Annotated in this window: 11 protein-coding genes; 10 read left to right on the forward strand and 1 reads right to left on the reverse strand. The window is 69.5% G+C overall.

Annotated elements, in window-relative coordinates; translation table 11 throughout:
- The first annotated feature begins 82 nt into the window (after nucleotides 1–82).
- The 4 genes from tig (at nucleotide 83) to clpX (ending at nucleotide 4,676) form a co-directional block, all read left to right on the forward strand.
- Entirely contained in the window at nucleotides 83–1,477 is a 1,395-nt protein-coding gene (gene tig / locus SSP29_RS48950) for a trigger factor (protein WP_089107497.1), read from the forward strand.
- Nucleotides 1,478–1,844: 367 nt separating this feature from the next.
- On the forward strand, nucleotides 1,845–2,453 hold the full coding sequence (locus tag SSP29_RS48955) for an ATP-dependent Clp protease proteolytic subunit (RefSeq protein ID WP_089107498.1): 609 nt from the start codon (nucleotides 1,845–1,847) through the stop codon (nucleotides 2,451–2,453).
- A gap of 66 nt (nucleotides 2,454–2,519) precedes the next feature.
- Entirely contained in the window at nucleotides 2,520–3,185 is a 666-nt protein-coding gene (locus SSP29_RS48960; RefSeq protein WP_089107499.1) for an ATP-dependent Clp protease proteolytic subunit, read from the forward strand.
- Between the two features lie 201 nt (nucleotides 3,186–3,386).
- Nucleotides 3,387–4,676: an ATP-dependent Clp protease ATP-binding subunit ClpX gene (gene clpX / locus SSP29_RS48965; RefSeq protein ID WP_089107500.1), complete on the forward strand. Its 1,290-nt coding sequence runs from the start codon at nucleotides 3,387–3,389 to the stop codon at nucleotides 4,674–4,676.
- Between the two features lie 65 nt (nucleotides 4,677–4,741).
- Here the strand turns inward: clpX and SSP29_RS48970 are convergent, their stop codons facing one another.
- Complete coding sequence (locus tag SSP29_RS48970) at nucleotides 4,742–5,701, reverse strand: hypothetical protein (RefSeq protein ID WP_089107501.1); 960 nt, start codon at nucleotides 5,699–5,701, stop codon at nucleotides 4,742–4,744.
- Nucleotides 5,702–5,838: 137 nt separating this feature from the next.
- Here SSP29_RS48970 and SSP29_RS48975 point away from each other — a divergent pair, with 137 nt between their 5' ends.
- From SSP29_RS48975 to SSP29_RS49000, 6 genes are all read left to right on the forward strand, one after another.
- Entirely contained in the window at nucleotides 5,839–8,496 is a 2,658-nt protein-coding gene (locus SSP29_RS48975; RefSeq protein WP_089107502.1) for a valine--tRNA ligase, read from the forward strand.
- A gap of 141 nt (nucleotides 8,497–8,637) precedes the next feature.
- On the forward strand, nucleotides 8,638–11,136 hold the full coding sequence (locus SSP29_RS61060; RefSeq protein ID WP_089107503.1) for a SpoIIE family protein phosphatase: 2,499 nt from the start codon (nucleotides 8,638–8,640) through the stop codon (nucleotides 11,134–11,136).
- Entirely contained in the window at nucleotides 11,129–12,643 is a 1,515-nt protein-coding gene (gene folC, locus SSP29_RS48985) for a bifunctional tetrahydrofolate synthase/dihydrofolate synthase (protein ID WP_089107504.1), read from the forward strand. Before SSP29_RS61060 ends, folC begins: the two co-directional genes overlap by 8 nt.
- A 2-nt stretch (nucleotides 12,644–12,645) precedes the next feature.
- Nucleotides 12,646–13,002 (forward strand): DUF4233 domain-containing protein, encoded by a 357-nt coding sequence (locus tag SSP29_RS48990; RefSeq protein WP_089107505.1) that lies wholly within the window; start codon nucleotides 12,646–12,648, stop codon nucleotides 13,000–13,002.
- A 204-nt stretch (nucleotides 13,003–13,206) separates the two neighbouring features.
- Nucleotides 13,207–13,620 (forward strand): nucleoside-diphosphate kinase, encoded by a 414-nt coding sequence (ndk, locus tag SSP29_RS48995; protein ID WP_089107506.1) that lies wholly within the window; start codon nucleotides 13,207–13,209, stop codon nucleotides 13,618–13,620.
- A 772-nt stretch (nucleotides 13,621–14,392) separates the two neighbouring features.
- The gene (locus SSP29_RS49000) at nucleotides 14,393–15,412 is read left to right on the forward strand and encodes a rod shape-determining protein (RefSeq protein WP_046734341.1); all 1,020 of its coding nucleotides are present in this window, start codon (nucleotides 14,393–14,395) and stop codon (nucleotides 15,410–15,412) included.
- Nucleotides 15,413–15,571 lie beyond the last annotated feature (159 nt).

The raw sequence follows: 15,571 nt of genomic DNA on the forward strand, positions 1-15,571 counted from the left end.
GAACTCCGCCGGGCGACGAAACTCCGCCGGGCCCCTCTGGCACCGGCAGAACCCGAGAAGTCAGCCACAAGGAGACCGAACCGTGAAGAGCGCCGTGGAGACCCTGAACCCGACCCGGGTTCGGCTCACTGTCGAGGTGCCCTTCGAGGAGCTCAAGGACAGCCTCGACGCGGCGTACAAGAAGATCAACCAGCAGGTCACGGTGAAGGGCTTCCGCAAGGGCAAGATCCCGGCCCGCGTCATCGACCAGCGGTTCGGCCGCGGTGCGGTCCTGGAGGAGGCGGTCAACGACGCGCTTCCGAAGTTCTACACCGAAGCGGTCAACGAGGCCGAGCTGAACCCGCTGGGCCAGCCCGACGTCGACATCACCGAGCTGAAGGACGGCGAGACGCTGAACTTCACCGCCGAGGTCGACGTCCGCCCGGCCCTCGAGATCCCGGACTACTCGGGCATTGAGGTCGAGGTCGACGCCGTCGAGGTCAGCGACGAGGACGTCGAGAAGTCGGTCGAGCAGCTCCGCGAGCGCTTCGCCTCCACCTCCCCGGTGGAGCGCGCGGCCGAGGACGGCGACGTCGTCACCATCGACCTGGAGGCCAAGGTCGACGGCGAGGTCCTGGAGGACGGCATCGCGAGCGGTGTTTCCTACACCATCGGCTCCGGTGAGCTCCTCGACGGCATCGACGACGCCGTGAAGGGCCTGGAGGCCGGTGGCGAGGCCACCTTCACCTCCGAGCTCAAGGGCGGCTCCGCGGCCGGCCGCGAGGCCGAGGTCACCGTCAAGGTCACCCAGGTCGCCGCCCGCGAACTCCCCGAGCTGGACGACGAGTTCGCGCAGCTCGCCTCCGAGTTCGACACCCTGGACGAGCTCAAGGCCGACAGCCGCAAGCGCCTCGCCAACATGAAGACGTACGACCAGGCCACCCAGGCCCAGGAGCGCGTCCTGGAGAAGCTCCTGGAGCTCGTCGAGGTGCCGGTCCCCGAGAAGCTGCTCGAGGACGAGATCAACACCCGCAAGCACAACCTGGAGCACCACCAGCTCGGCCAGATGGGCCTCGACCTGGAGAAGTACCTCGAGATCCAGGGCAAGACCGCCGAGGAGTTCGAGACCGAGACCAGGGAAGCCGCGGTCAAGGGCATCAAGACCCAGTTCGTCCTCGACGAGCTGGTCAAGGTCGAGAAGCTGAACGTCAACCAGGAGGAGCTCACCGAGCACCTCATGCGGCGCGCAGCCTCCTCCGGCATGTCCCCCGACCAGTTCGCCCAGGCCGTCGTCGAGGGCGGCCAGGTCCCGCTCCTGGTCGGCGAGGTCGCCCGCGGCAAGGCCCTGGCCGTCGTGGTCGAGGCCGCCACGGTGAAGGACACCAACGGCGAGATCGTCGACCTGGACGACGAGGACGAGGACGAGACCGGGACGGAGGCCCCTGAGGCCGCCGCCGAGGCCACGGACGAGCCCACCGAGGAGACGACCGAGGGCTGAGCCCTACGGCGCCCGTAACGGCGCACAGGGGCTCCTGGGACCTGTCCCGGGGGCCCCTTTGTCATACGCCGGGGGAAGCGCCCCGGAAGGCGGCGCAGCCGCCGCCTGGGGGCGCGGGGAACTGCGCGACAAGCCACGACGGCGCTGCACCCGCCCATCCACCGCCACGGTCACGGCGGGTTGACAGCGGCCCTTCCGCCGGAGGCACCGGGCTACGCCCCCGGCGAACAGCCCTGTTACCGGGATTCCCCGAAGGGACCATCGCGTTAGGGTCCATGAGTACGAGGGCAGCCAAGCCCCCGGCTACGGAAACGTGAGACGGCCCGGCGCCGTCGTAAGACGAGCAGGTGGATACGTGACGAATCTGATGCCCTCCGCCGCCGGCGAGCCTTCCTTCGGTGGTGGCCTCGGCGACCAGGTCTACAACCGGCTGCTCGGCGAGCGGATCATCTTCCTGGGTCAGCAGGTGGACGATGACATCGCCAACAAGATCACCGCGCAGCTGCTGCTGCTCGCGGCGGAGCCCAACAAGGACATCTTCCTCTACATCAACAGCCCCGGCGGCTCGGTGACGGCCGGCATGGCGATCTACGACACCATGCAGTTCATTCCGAACGACGTGGTCACCATCGCCATGGGCATGGCGGCCTCGATGGGCCAGTTCCTGCTCACCGGCGGCACCGCCGGCAAGCGCTTCGCCCTGCCGCACACGGACATCATGATGCACCAGGGCTCCGCGGGCCTGGGCGGTACGGTCTCGGACATCAAGATCCAGGCCCAGTACCTGCTGCGCACCAAGAAGACCATGTCCGAGTTGACCGCCCTGCACTCCGGCCAGTCCGTCGAGACGATCGTCCGCGACGGCGACCGCGACCGCTGGTTCACCCCGGAAGAGGCCAAGGAGTACGGTCTCATTGACGGGATCATCACGCATGCCTCCGGTGTTCCGGGAGGCGGCGGTACCGGCGCCTCCTGAGCCCGGCCACGCCACGCTCCGCCGAGACTCCAGCCCCCGAACGCCACCAGGACGGTGAACACCCTCATGAGCAACATCCCCGGCGCTGCTGACGCCCGCTACGACGGGCCCCGGCCCGACGCCCGCTACGTCATCCCGCGCTTCGTCGAGCGCACCTCCCAGGGCATCCGCGAGTACGACCCGTACGCGAAGCTCTTCGAGGAGCGCGTGATCTTCCTCGGCGTCCAGATCGACGACGCCTCCGCCAACGACGTCATGGCGCAGCTGCTGTGCCTGGAGTCGATGGACCCCGACCGGGACATCTCGATCTACATCAACAGCCCGGGCGGCGACATGACCGCCCTCACGGCGATCTACGACACGATGCAGTTCGTGAAGCCCGACATCCAGACGGTCTGCATGGGCCAGGCGGCCTCCGCCGCCGCGATCCTGCTGGCCGCCGGCACGCCCGGCAAGCGCATGGCGCTGCCGAACTCCCGTGTGCTGATCCACCAGCCGGCCGGTTCCACCGGCCGCGGCCAGCTCTCCGACCTGGAGATCATCGCCAACGAGTTCACGCGGATGCGCGAGCAGCTGGAGGACATGCTGGCCAAGCACTCCAACCGGCCGATCGAGCAGGTCCGCGAGGACATCGAGCGCGACAAGATCCTCACGGCCGAGGAAGCGCTGGAGTACGGCATCGTGGACCAGATCATCTCCACCCGGAAGATGAACAACTCGTCAGTCCGCTGACGGGGCCACCGACAGAGGATGTAGTCTCTGCCGCCCTTGGCCCGGTTTGACCGTGCGCACGGCAAGGTGCACGTCAAAGTGAACCGTGCCAAGGGGGGCCCGTACGGGGGGCCCGGCAAGGTACCGTCGACATAAGGCAGCACCAGGAGCCGCTGGATTCGAAAGAGTCCAGGCGTCTCCCAGGCGAAGGGGAAGCACACCGTGGCACGCATCGGTGACGGCGGCGATCTGCTCAAGTGCTCGTTCTGCGGCAAGAGCCAGAAGCAGGTCAAGAAGCTCATCGCAGGGCCCGGTGTGTACATCTGCGACGAGTGCATCGATCTCTGCAACGAGATCATCGAGGAGGAACTCGCCGAGACGAGCGAGGTGCGCTGGGAGGAACTCCCGAAGCCCCGCGAGATCTACGAGTTCCTGGAGGGCTATGTGGTGGGCCAGGAGCCCGCCAAGAAGGCCCTCTCGGTCGCGGTGTACAACCACTACAAGCGGGTCCAGGCAGGGGAGAACGGCGGCGGCCAGAACCGCGACGACGCCATCGAGTTGGCGAAGTCCAACATCCTGCTGCTGGGCCCCACGGGCTCCGGCAAGACGCTCCTCGCACAGACCCTGGCCCGCATGCTCAACGTCCCGTTCGCGATCGCCGACGCCACCGCGCTGACGGAGGCCGGCTACGTGGGCGAGGACGTGGAGAACATCCTCCTCAAGCTGATCCAGGCCGCCGACTACGACGTCAAGAAGGCCGAGACCGGGATCATCTACATCGACGAGATCGACAAGGTAGCCCGTAAGAGCGAAAATCCTTCGATCACGCGAGACGTCTCCGGCGAGGGTGTGCAGCAGGCCCTTCTCAAGATCCTCGAAGGCACCACGGCCTCCGTCCCGCCGCAGGGCGGCCGCAAGCACCCGCACCAGGAGTTCATCCAGATCGACACGACGAACGTGCTGTTCATCGTGGGCGGTGCGTTCGCCGGCCTGGAGAAGATCATCGAGTCCCGGGCGGGCGCCAAGGGCATCGGCTTCGGCGCGACGATCCGCTCCAAGCGGGAGCTGCAGTCCAAGGACCAGTTCGAGGACGTCATGCCCGAGGACCTGGTGAAGTTCGGCATGATCCCGGAGTTCATCGGCCGCCTCCCGGTCATCACCTCGGTCCACAACCTGGACCGCGAGGCCCTGCTCCAGATCCTCATCGAGCCGCGCAACGCGCTCGTCAAGCAGTACCAGCGCCTGTTCGAACTCGACGGCGTGGAGCTGGACTTCGAGCGCGAGGCCCTGGAGGCCATCGCCGACCAGGCCATCCTCCGCCAGACCGGCGCCCGCGGCCTGCGCGCCATCATGGAAGAGGTCCTCATGTCGGTGATGTACGAGGTCCCGTCCCGCAAGGACGTGGCCCGCGTCGTCATCACGGCCGACGTCGTCCACTCCAACGTCAACCCGACCCTCATCCCGCGCGACGCACGCAACGGCCGTGGCCCGGGCGAGCAGAAGTCGGCGTAACCCCCGCAACACCGAAGCGCCGGGCCCTCTTCGGAGGAGCCCGGCGCTTTCGCGTGTGCCGGCGGCTACTTGGCGACGCGCACTTCACTCCGTACGTCGGCCGCGATCTTCGCGGACTCGTCCAGGCTGTACGTCTTCACCGCCGCCGTCGGTTCCACCATGCCGATGGTGCTGTAGTCCGCCCAGATGCACAGGTAGGCCGTCTGGGCCTTGCCGGTGAGCTGGTTCTTGCCCTTCGCCTGCTGGCACTTCATCACCGCGCCGTCCAGTCCGGCCGGCGAGACGGACTGGGCGTCGCCGACCAGCTGCACACTGTCGTCCGAGGTGCCGTCCTTCTTCATGTTGGCGAAGGTGGCGTCCAGTGCGGCCTGCGGGTCCTTCACCGAGCCGTACACCCCGAAGAGGGTCACGTTCTCGGCGGTCTCCGCCTTCGCCACGTCCGTCGGGTCGCTGGTGTCCAGGGACTCCAGGTCGACGGTCGAGTAGATCGCGGTGACCGAAGTGGCGTCGGTGACACCGGACTTGGCGAGGTCCTCCGCGTCGCTCGAACTCGCCTTCTGCTCGCTGGAGTCACCCACCCGCTTGTACTTGGCGGACAGGACGGAGGCGGGCGCGGTCAGCTTGTGCGGCCCGTCGTCCTTGAGCCCGCCGCCACCCCCGGCGAGCACGAAGTACGCGCCGACCGCGACGGCCGCGACCACCGCCACCGCGCCGATGACCAGCCCCGTCTTCTTCTTCCCGCCCCCCGGAGCCGGCGGCTGCGGAACGCCGTAGGGGGGCTGGCCGTAGGGCTGCTGCTGGCCGTACGGGTTCGGCTGCGGGGGAACGCCCTGCTGCGGGTAGCCGTAACCCGGCTGCGGCGGCTGCTGCCCGTAGGGCCCCGGCTGTGCCGGAGGAGCCTGCTGCGGGTAGCCGTAGCCGGGCTGGGGCGCCTGCGGCGGCTGGCCGTACGGTCCCGGCTGCTGCCCGTACGGTCCCGGCTGCTGCGGCGGCCCTCCGTACGGGCCCGGCTGGTTGTAGCTCATCTCTGGGTTCCCCTCCAGATGCTTATGTGTTCCTGACATCCTGGCGCAGTCACAGGGGACTCATGGCTCGGGGGTGCCCACCGTTACGGAACAAACGCGTTTCGGGACAGCCCTGAGACACCTCTAAACTGAGCCCCGTGACCGAGAACGCTCAGCAGCAGCCCACAGCGCCCAGCACCGAACTGCCGACCCAGTACGCGCCGGCCGACGTAGAGGGGCCGCTGTACGAGAGCTGGGTAGAGCGCGGTTACTTCGCGGCCGACGCCAAGAGCGACAAGCCCGCGTACACCATCGTCATCCCCCCGCCCAACGTCACCGGCTCCCTGCACCTGGGCCACGCCTTCCAGCACACGCTGATGGACGCGCTGACCCGCCGCAAGCGCATGCAGGGCTTCGAGTCGCTGTGGCTGCCCGGCATGGACCACGCCGGCATCGCCACCCAGAACAAGGTCGAGCAGCAGCTCGCCGAGGAGGGCAAGTCCCGTCACGACCTCGGCCGCGAGGAGTTCGTCGAGCGCGTCTGGCAGTGGAAGGAGGAGTACGGCGGCAAGATCCTCGGCCAGATGCGCCGGCTCGGCGACGGCGTCGACTGGGACCGCGAGCGCTTCACCATGGACGAGGGCCTGTCCAAGGCCGTCCAGACCATCTTCAAGAAGCTCTACGACGACGAGCTGATCTACCGCGCCGAGCGCATCATCAACTGGTGCCCGCGCTGTCTGACGGCCATCTCGGACATCGAGGTGGAGTACCAGGAGGACGACGGCGAGCTGGTCTCCATCAAGTACGGCGAGGGCGACGAGACACTGGTCGTCGCCACCACGCGTGCGGAGACGATGCTCGGCGACACCGCGGTCGCCGTCCACCCCGACGACGAGCGGTACCGGCACCTGATCGGCAAGCGGATCAAGCTGCCGCTCACCGACCGCAGCATCCCGGTCGTCGCGGACACGCACGTCGACCCCGAGTTCGGCACGGGTGCCGTCAAGGTCACCCCGGCCCACGACCCGAACGACTTCGCGATCGGCCAGCGCCACGGCCTGGAGTCCATCACCGTCATGGACGAGCGGGCCGTCATCACGGTCCACGGTCCCTTCGAGGGCCTCGACCGCTTCGAGGCCCGCTCCGCCATCGTCGCGGCGCTGCGCTCGCAGGGCCGGATCGTCGCCGAGAAGCGGCCGTACGTCCACAGCGTCGGCCACTGCTCGCGCTGCAAGACCACCATCGAGCCGCGGCTGTCCATGCAGTGGTGGGTCAAGGTCGGCCCGCTGGCGAAGGCCGCAGGTGACGCGGTCCGCGACGGCCGGGTGAAGATCCACCCCGAGGACATGTCGAAGCGGTACTTCGACTGGGTCGACAACATGCACGACTGGTGCATCTCGCGCCAGCTGTGGTGGGGCCACCGCATCCCGGTCTGGTACGGCCCCGAGGGCCAGGTCGTCTGCGTCGGCCCCGACGAGGAGCCGCCCGGCACCGAGGCGGAGGGCTGGAAGCAGGACACCGACGTCCTCGACACCTGGTTCTCCTCCGGCCTGTGGCCGTTCTCCACCCTCGGCTGGCCCGAACAGACCGCTGACCTGCGGAAGTTCTACCCGACCGACGTCCTCCTGACCGGCCACGACATCATCTTCTTCTGGGTCGCCCGGATGATGATGTTCGGTCTGTACGCCATGGACGGCGAGGTCCCCTTCCGCACCATCGCGCTGACCGGTCTGGTCCGCGACGAGCGCGGCAAGAAGATGTCGAAGTCCTTCGGCAACGTCGTCGACCCGCTGGACTGGATGGACAAGTACGGCTCCGACGCCGTCCGCTTCACCCTGGCCCGCGGCGCCAACCCCGGTACCGACGTGCCGATCGGCGAGGACTGGGTCCAGGCGTCCCGGAACTTCGCCAACAAGATCTGGAACGCGACCCGCTTCGCACTGATGAACGGCGCGACCGTCGAGGGCCCGCTCCCGGACCCGGCCGAGATGTCGGCGACGGACCGCTGGATCCTCTCCCGCCTCAACAAGACGGTCGCCGAAGTCGACGCGTTCTACGACGACTTCCAGTTCGCGAAGCTCTCCGACGCCCTCTACCACTTCGCGTGGGACGAGGTCTTCGACTGGTACGTCGAGCTGTCCAAGACCACCTTCCAGGCGGGCGGCCGCGGCGCCGAGGTCTCCCAGCGCGTCCTGGGCGAGGTCCTCGACGTCACCCTGAAGCTGCTCCACCCGGTCGTCCCGTTCGTCACGGACACCCTGTGGACGACGCTGACCGGCGGCGAGTCGGTCGTCATCGCCGACTGGCCGGCCACTGTGCTGGTTCCTGGTGCTGACGCACCGGGCGGCTTCCGGGACGAGGCGGCGGAGCGGGAGATCGAGACCCTCCAGTCCGTCATCACCGAGGTCCGCCGCTTCCGCGCCGACCAGGGCCTGCAGCCCGGCCAGCGGGTCCCGGCCCGCCTCACCCTGGACGGCACGGCGCTCGCCCCGCACGAGGCGGCCATCCGCCAGCTGCTGCGCCTCCAGCCGGAGGGCGACGCCTTCGCGGCGACGGCCACCCTCCCGGTCGCCGGCGCCACGGTCGCCCTCGACCTCTCCGGCACCATCGACGTGGCGGCGGAGCGCAAGCGCCTCGCCAAGGACCTCGCGGCCGCCGAGAAGGAGAAGGCCCAGGCGACGGGCAAGCTGGGCAACGAGGCGTTCCTGGCGAAGGCCCCGGACAACGTGGTGGACAAGATCCGCACCCGGCTCGCCAAGGCCGACGAGGACATCGCACGCATCCAGGCCCAGCTGGACCGCCTTCCGCAGGCGTAGCCGAAGCGTCCCCGCAGGCGTCCGGCAGTCCCGTCCCACGGGGCTGCCGGACGCCTGCGTTCAGGGTCCCGCCCTACAATCCAAAAGTAGGAACATGACCTTAATGTTCCGTTTTGGCTTGGTGGCGGAGGGAACGCCCACATGCAGCGCTGGGGCCGGACGAGGAAACCTCCGCACCGGGGGCTGGTCCCCCTGACGGCTGTCGCGGGCGGCCTGCTCGCCGTGCTGATCGGCCTCGTCTTCCTGGTACTGGCGCTGGCGGTCCAGGACGCGCGGCACTCCCTGCTCTCCGCCCGCAGCGGCCGGCCGGCCCTGGAGCAGATCGGGGTGGTCCAGGGGATCGTCCTCGACATGGAGGGCGGCCAGCGCAGCTACGTCATCACCCGGCAGGACGAGTTCCTCAAGCCCTGGCGGGCCGCCCGGGCCGCGTTCCCCGCGCAGGCACAGCGGCTCGTGGACGTCAGCACGTCCCCCGCCCAGCGGCAGCTCGCCGGGCGGATCCAGCGGGCCGGCCAGTCCTTCGTCGACGACTACTCGGTCCCGCTCGTGACCGAGGCCCGGCGCGGCGATCCCGACGCGAGCAGCACGGCGCGGACGATGGAGGGCAAGCAGCGGCTCGACGCGCTCCGGGACCAGTTCTCCCGCTACCTCAAGGCCGAGCGCGTCTCGATCAACCAGCGTGAGAACGCGCTGGAGGGCCGGATGCGCACGCTGACGATCGCCGCGTCCGTCGGCGTCGGCGTGGCCGTCCTCCTGATCGTCGCCTACGGCGCCTATGTGACCCGGGTGATCGTCTGGCCGGTGCGCAGGATGGCCCGCTTCGCGACCCGGCTCGCCGCCGGAGACCTGGGCGCACGGGTGCCGCGCTCCGGGCGCCGGGAGATCGGCCAGCTGGAGACGGCGTTCAACACCATGGCCGGCTCGCTGGAGAAGAGCCACCGGCGGCTGAGGCTGCTCTACGACGCCGGTACCGCTGTCGGCAACACCCTCGACGTGGGGCGGACCGCCGACGAGCTGGTGCGGGTGTCCGTCCCCCGCTTCGCCGACTTCGTCACCGTCGACCTGGAGGAGTCCGTGCTGCGGGGCGGGGAGCCGACGGCCGCCGAGACCGCCCTGCGGCGCGTGGCCCGGGGCGGCGTCCGCGACGACTCCCCGCTGGACCCGGCCGGTGCCCTGATCGCCGTGGACCCGCCGCCCGGGGCACGTCGGCACACCGACTCCGGGGCGGCCCTCATAGCCGATCTGCGGGTCACCCGTAGTTCGAGGTTTCCCGACGCGCCGCGCACGGACCGGCTCCTCGACTACGGCATGCGCTCGCTGATCACCGCGCCGTTGTCGGCACAGGGCGTCCTGATGGGGGTGATCGTCTTCTGGCGCACCCGGGACTCACCGCCGTTCGAGAAGGACGACCTGTCCGACGCGGAGGAACTCGTTGCGAGGGCCGCGACCGCCATCGACAACGCACGGCGCTACACCCGGGAGCGCGAGACCGCGCTGGGGCTGCAGCGCAGCCTGCTGCCGCACGTCATGCCCGACTGCCCGAGCGTCGACTTCGCCTACCGCTACCTCCCCACCGGCACCCGGGCCGGAGTCGGCGGCGACTGGCTCGACGTGATCCCGCTGTCGGGCACCCGGGTGGCCCTGGTCGTCGGCGACGTCGTCGGCCACGGCATCCAGGCCTCCGCCACCATGGGCCGGCTGCGCACGGCGGTCCGCACCCTCGCGGACGTCGACCTGCCCCCCGACGAACTCCTCACCCACCTGGACGACCTGGTCCTGCACCTCGACGACGGCGCCGGGGAACAGGCCGGTGAGGTGGGTTCGACCTGCCTGTACGCCGTCTACGACCCGATCTCGCGGCACTGCTCCCTCGCCAGCGCGGGCCATCCGCTGCCCTTCGTGATCACTCCCCAGGGGACGGTGGAGCAGGCCCCCGGCCAGGCCGGCCCGCCGCTCGGGCTCGGCGGGCTGCCGTTCGAGACCACCGACCTGGACCTCACCGCGGGCACCACCCTCGCGCTGTTCAGCAACGGCCTGGTGCACTCCCGCAACCTCGACCTGGGCCACGGCCTCGAACGGCTCCGCGGCGCGCTGGCGGCGCCCGGGGAGGGGGAGTCGCTGCAGGAGTCCTGCGACCGGGTGGTGACCGCGCTGCGCACCTGCGAACCCACCGACGACGTCACCCTGCTGCTCGCCCGCACCCGCGCCCTGCCCTGCGACCAGGTGGCCGCCTGGGAGGTCCCCGCGGACCCCGAGCACGTCGCCACGGCCCGGACCCTGACCACCGGCCAGCTCGACGCCTGGAAGCTGGACGAACTGTCGTTCACCACCGAACTGGTGGTCAGCGAACTCGTCACGAACGCCATCCGCTACGGCGGCTCCCCGATCCAGCTGCGGCTCATCCGCGACACCACCATGCTGATCTGCGAGGTCTCCGACGGCAGCAGCACCGCCCCGCACCTGCGGCGGGCCCGGGTCTTCGACGAGGGCGGCCGGGGCCTGCTGCTGGTGGCCCAGCTCACCCGGCGGTGGGGGACCCGGCAGACCTCCGCCGGCAAGACGATCTGGTGCGAGCAGGCGCTCCCGGCGGCCGGCGCGTCCACGCGCCCGCCGGGCTCCGTAGACTGGTGCCGTGAGTGATCTGCCTCCGCACGACCCCCATGAGAGCTTCGACGACAACTTCGACGAGATCGTCGAGGCCGAGACGGACCGCGATCCCGATCTCGCGGTGATCGAGGCCGGCAGCCGGACCCTCCGTACCCAGGGCGGCCCGCAGCAGGGCGACGTCCCGGGCCGCCCCGAGGACCCCGAGGTCGACCGGGCCCTGCGCGAGGTGGAGGCGGAGCTCGCCACCCGCTGGGGCGAGACCAAGCTGGAGCCGTCGGTCACCAGGATCGCCGCCCTCATGGACGTGCTGGGCGATCCCCAGCGGTCGTACCCCTCGATCCACATCACCGGCACCAACGGCAAGACCTCCACCGCCCGCATGATCGAGGCCCTGCTCGGCGCCTTCGACCTGCGCACCGGCCGCTACACCAGCCCCCACGTGCAGTCGATCACCGAGCGCATCAGCCTCGACGGCGCCCCGATCTCCGCCGAGCGGTTCATCGAGACGTACCAGGACATCAAGCCCTACGTCGAGATGGTCGACTCCCGGCAGGAGTACCGGCTCTCCTTCTTCGAGGTGCTCACCGGCATGGCCTACGCGGCCTTCGCGGACGCCCCGGTCGACGTCGCCGTCGTCGAGGTCGGCATGGGCGGCAGCTGGGACGCCACCAACGTCATCGACGGCGACGTCGCCGTCGTCACCCCCATCGACCTCGACCACACCGACCGGCTCGGGGAGACCACCGCGCAGATCGCCGGCGAGAAGTCCGGCATCATCAAGCAGGACGCGACGGTCATCCTGGCCCAGCAGCCGGTCGACGCGGCGCAGGTACTCCTCAAGAAGGCCGTCGAGGTCGACGCCACCGTCGCCCGCGAGGGCCTTGAGTTCGGCGTCGTCGCCCGCCAGGTCGCCGTCGGCGGCCAGCTGCTCACCCTGCGCGGCCTCGGCGGCGAGTACGACGAGGTCTACCTCCCCCTGCACGGCCCCTACCAGGCCCACAACGCGGCCGTCGCGCTCGCCGCGGTGGAGGCGTTCTTCGGGGTCGGCTCGCAGCGCCCCGAGTCCCTGGACATCGACACGGTCCGCAAGGCCTTCGCGGCGGTCTCGTCCCCGGGCCGCCTGGAAGTCGTACGGCGCTCTCCCACCGTCGTCCTCGACGCCGCCCACAACCCCGCCGGGGCCCGCGCCACCGCCGAGGCCGTCGGCGAGGCCTTCGACTTCAGCCGGCTGATCGGCGTGGTCGGGGCCAGCGGCGACAAGAACGTCCGGGGCCTCCTGGAGGCCTTCGAGCCGATCTTCGCCGAGGTCGTGATCACCCAGAACTCCAGCCACCGCGCGATGGACGCCGACGAGCTGGCCGCGATCGCCGTCGAGGTGTTCGGCGAGGACCGCGTCCAGGTCGAGCCGCGGCTGCCCGACGCCCTGGAGGCCGCGATCACACTGGCCGAGGAGGAGGGCGAGTTCGCCGGCGGCGGGGTGCTGATCACCGGCTCCGTCATCACCGTGGGCGAGGCCCGACTGCTCCTCGGGAGGGGCTGACCATGCGTACGCTCTGTTCCTCCACGCTGATCGGCGAGTTCTTCGTCATCGGCTTCGCCGCCCTGGTCGCCATGAAGGACGCCGACCTGTCCGCCTCCACGGTGTGGCTGGTCAGCGGCATCGCGATGGTCCTGTGCGTGGCCCTGTGCGGGGTGATCACCCGCCCCGGCGGCGTGGCCCTCGGCTGGGCCCTGCAGATCGCCCTGGTCGCGTCCGGGATCTTCGTCCCGACGATGTACTTCCTGGGCGCGCTCTTCGCGGGCCTGTGGTGGGCGTCCGTGCACTACGGAAAGAAGATCGACGAGGCCAAGGCCCGCTTCGCGGCGCAGAGCACGCAGGACAGCCCGTCCGGTGTGTGAGGACGAGCACCGGTCCGCACCCCCACTCTCCAGCCCGTCCGGCGTCTGAGGACGAGGCCGTTCAGGCCGAAGCGGGGGTCCGGGGGCGGCAGCCCCCGAAAGCGGCGGCCCGCACCAGCGCACCCGCACACTGCGTAACCGACGCTCAGACCGGCCCTGTAGCCTCTCCCCACCGCACCTGCCAGTACCTGAAGGAGTCCTCCCGTGACCCAGCGCACCCTCGTCCTGCTCAAGCCCGACGCCGTCCGTCGGGGCCTGACCGGCGAGATCATCAGCCGTATCGAGCGCAAGGCCGGCTGGCAGATCACCGCGCTGGAGCTGCGCACCCTGGAGCGTGCCACGCTGGAGCAGCACTACGCCGAGCACGTCGGCAAGCCGTTCTACGAGCCGCTGGTCGAGTTCATGGCCTCCGGCCCGTCCGTCGCCCTGATCGTCGAGGGCGAGCGCGTCATCGAGGGCATCCGCGCGCTGGCCGGCCCCACCGACCCGATCGCCGCAGCGCCCGGCTCCATCCGCGGTGACTTCGGTGTGATCGTCCGCGAGAACCTGATCCACGCGTCCGACTCGGAGGAGTCCGCCGAGCGCGAGGTCAAGATCTTCTTCCCGGGCCGCGCCTAAAGCCTGTCGTTCGGGTCAGGCCGCCCTGGCTCACGGTGCCTTGTCGGCCGACCCGAGCGGGGCGTGGTGCGTGCAGCTGCAAGGCGGAGGAGGCGTAGACGATCAGCCGCTGCCGCGGCGGGCGACGCGGTGGGGGCACCTCCCGGCCGAAGGCTGGGGGACGTCGACAACCGACGACAACGCCGCTGGGGGCCCCACGCCTTTAAGGCGGTGGGGGAGTGCGTGCCCCGCCCCGCGACGCCGGAATGATCCAAACGACAGGCCCTAGGGTCTGTCTGTCAATTCCCGTCTGCCTCGCGACGCCATGCACGCACTCTCGCCGCACCGGGCGCAGACCCGAGTACGTCCAGTACGAGGGCCTACGCCCGGCACGCCGAGAGCACGCACCTGACGCCGCGAGGCCGCCCTCCGGGCGACGACGGGAATTGTCAGACAGGCCCTAGGCCTTCCGGGTCCCGCGACGGGTCCGTACGGAGTTTTCGTGGAAGTTTTTGACGAGGCGTCAGCCCATTGAGCTGCATGACCTGGGACGGCCGATCGATTTCGGCCGTCCCTCGGCATATGCGTGCCGATCGGGGGAACGAGTGCCCCCGTCGGCCCGTCTCCACAAGCGACGCGGCCCGGCACGTGCTGACAATGGCGAAGACCCTCGCGCAGTGTTCGTGCAGGCGCGTCTACGATGGAAGCCTTCACGTCACAGCACGTACTTCGCCGACCTGAAATGCCCTCAAAAGCTCCCGGGAAGGCCAGACGAATCCTGATGGGGAACTCAATGTCGTTCATTGGCCGTGACATGGCTGTCGACCTCGGGACCGCCAACACGCTGGTGTACGTCAGGGGTCGCGGGATCGTACTCAACGAGCCGTCCGTTGTCGCGATCAATACGAACACCGGTGGAATTCTGGCGGTCGGTGCGGAGGCGAAGAAGATGATCGGGCGCACGCCCGGCAACATCGTCGCCGTACGCCCGCTGAAGGACGGCGTGATCGCCGACTTCGAGATCACCGAGCGGATGCTCCGCTACTTCATCCTGAAGATCCACAAGCGGCGGTATCTGGCCCGTCCGCGTGTCGTCGTGTGTGTGCCCTCCGGTATCACGGGTGTCGAGCGCCGTGCCGTCATCGAGGCGTCCTCGCAGGCCGGTGCCCGCCAGGTGCACATCATCGAGGAGCCCATGGCCGCCGCCATCGGCTCCGGCCTGCCGGTCCACGAGGCCACGGGCAACATGGTGGTGGACATCGGCGGCGGCACCACGGAGGTCGCGGTCATCTCGCTCGGCGGCATCGTCACCGCCCAGTCCATCCGTGTCGCGGGCGACGAACTGGACAACGCGATCATCCAGCACATCAAGAAGGAGTACAGCCTCCTCCTCGGTGAGCGGACGGCCGAGCAGATCAAGATCACGATCGGTTCGGCGTACGAACTCGACTCCGACGAGCACACCGAGATCCGCGGCCGCGACCTGGTGTCCGGCCTGCCCAAGACCGTGGTCATCTCGGCCGCCGAGGTACGCAAGGCGATCGAGGAACCCGTCAACGCCATCGTCGACGCCGTCAAGACCACACTCGACAAGTGCCCGCCGGAGCTGTCCGGCGACATCATGGACAGGGGAATCGTTCTGACCGGCGGCGGAGCCCTGCTGCGCGGTCTGGACGAGCGGCTGCGCCGGGAGACCGGCATGCCGATCCACATCGCCGAGGACCCGCTGGACAGCGTGGCGCTCGGCTCCGGCAAGTGCGTCGAGGAGTTCGAGGCGCTCCAGCAGGTCCTGGACGCCCAGCCGCGCAGATGACGTAACTCTTCGATTCCGCCGTACGAGATGACCCCCTCTCGTGCGGCGGATCGTTGATATGGAGGCATAAGCTCACACAAAACGAGCTCCGCCCCACCCCCCACCCCCACGCTCCACGACAAGCCCCCCACGCTCCACAAGCTTTCAGAACACGCTCCC

It is taken from the genome of Streptomyces hyaluromycini, from assembly GCF_002217755.1.
GTDB classification, from domain to species: domain Bacteria; phylum Actinomycetota; class Actinomycetes; order Streptomycetales; family Streptomycetaceae; genus Streptomyces; species Streptomyces hyaluromycini.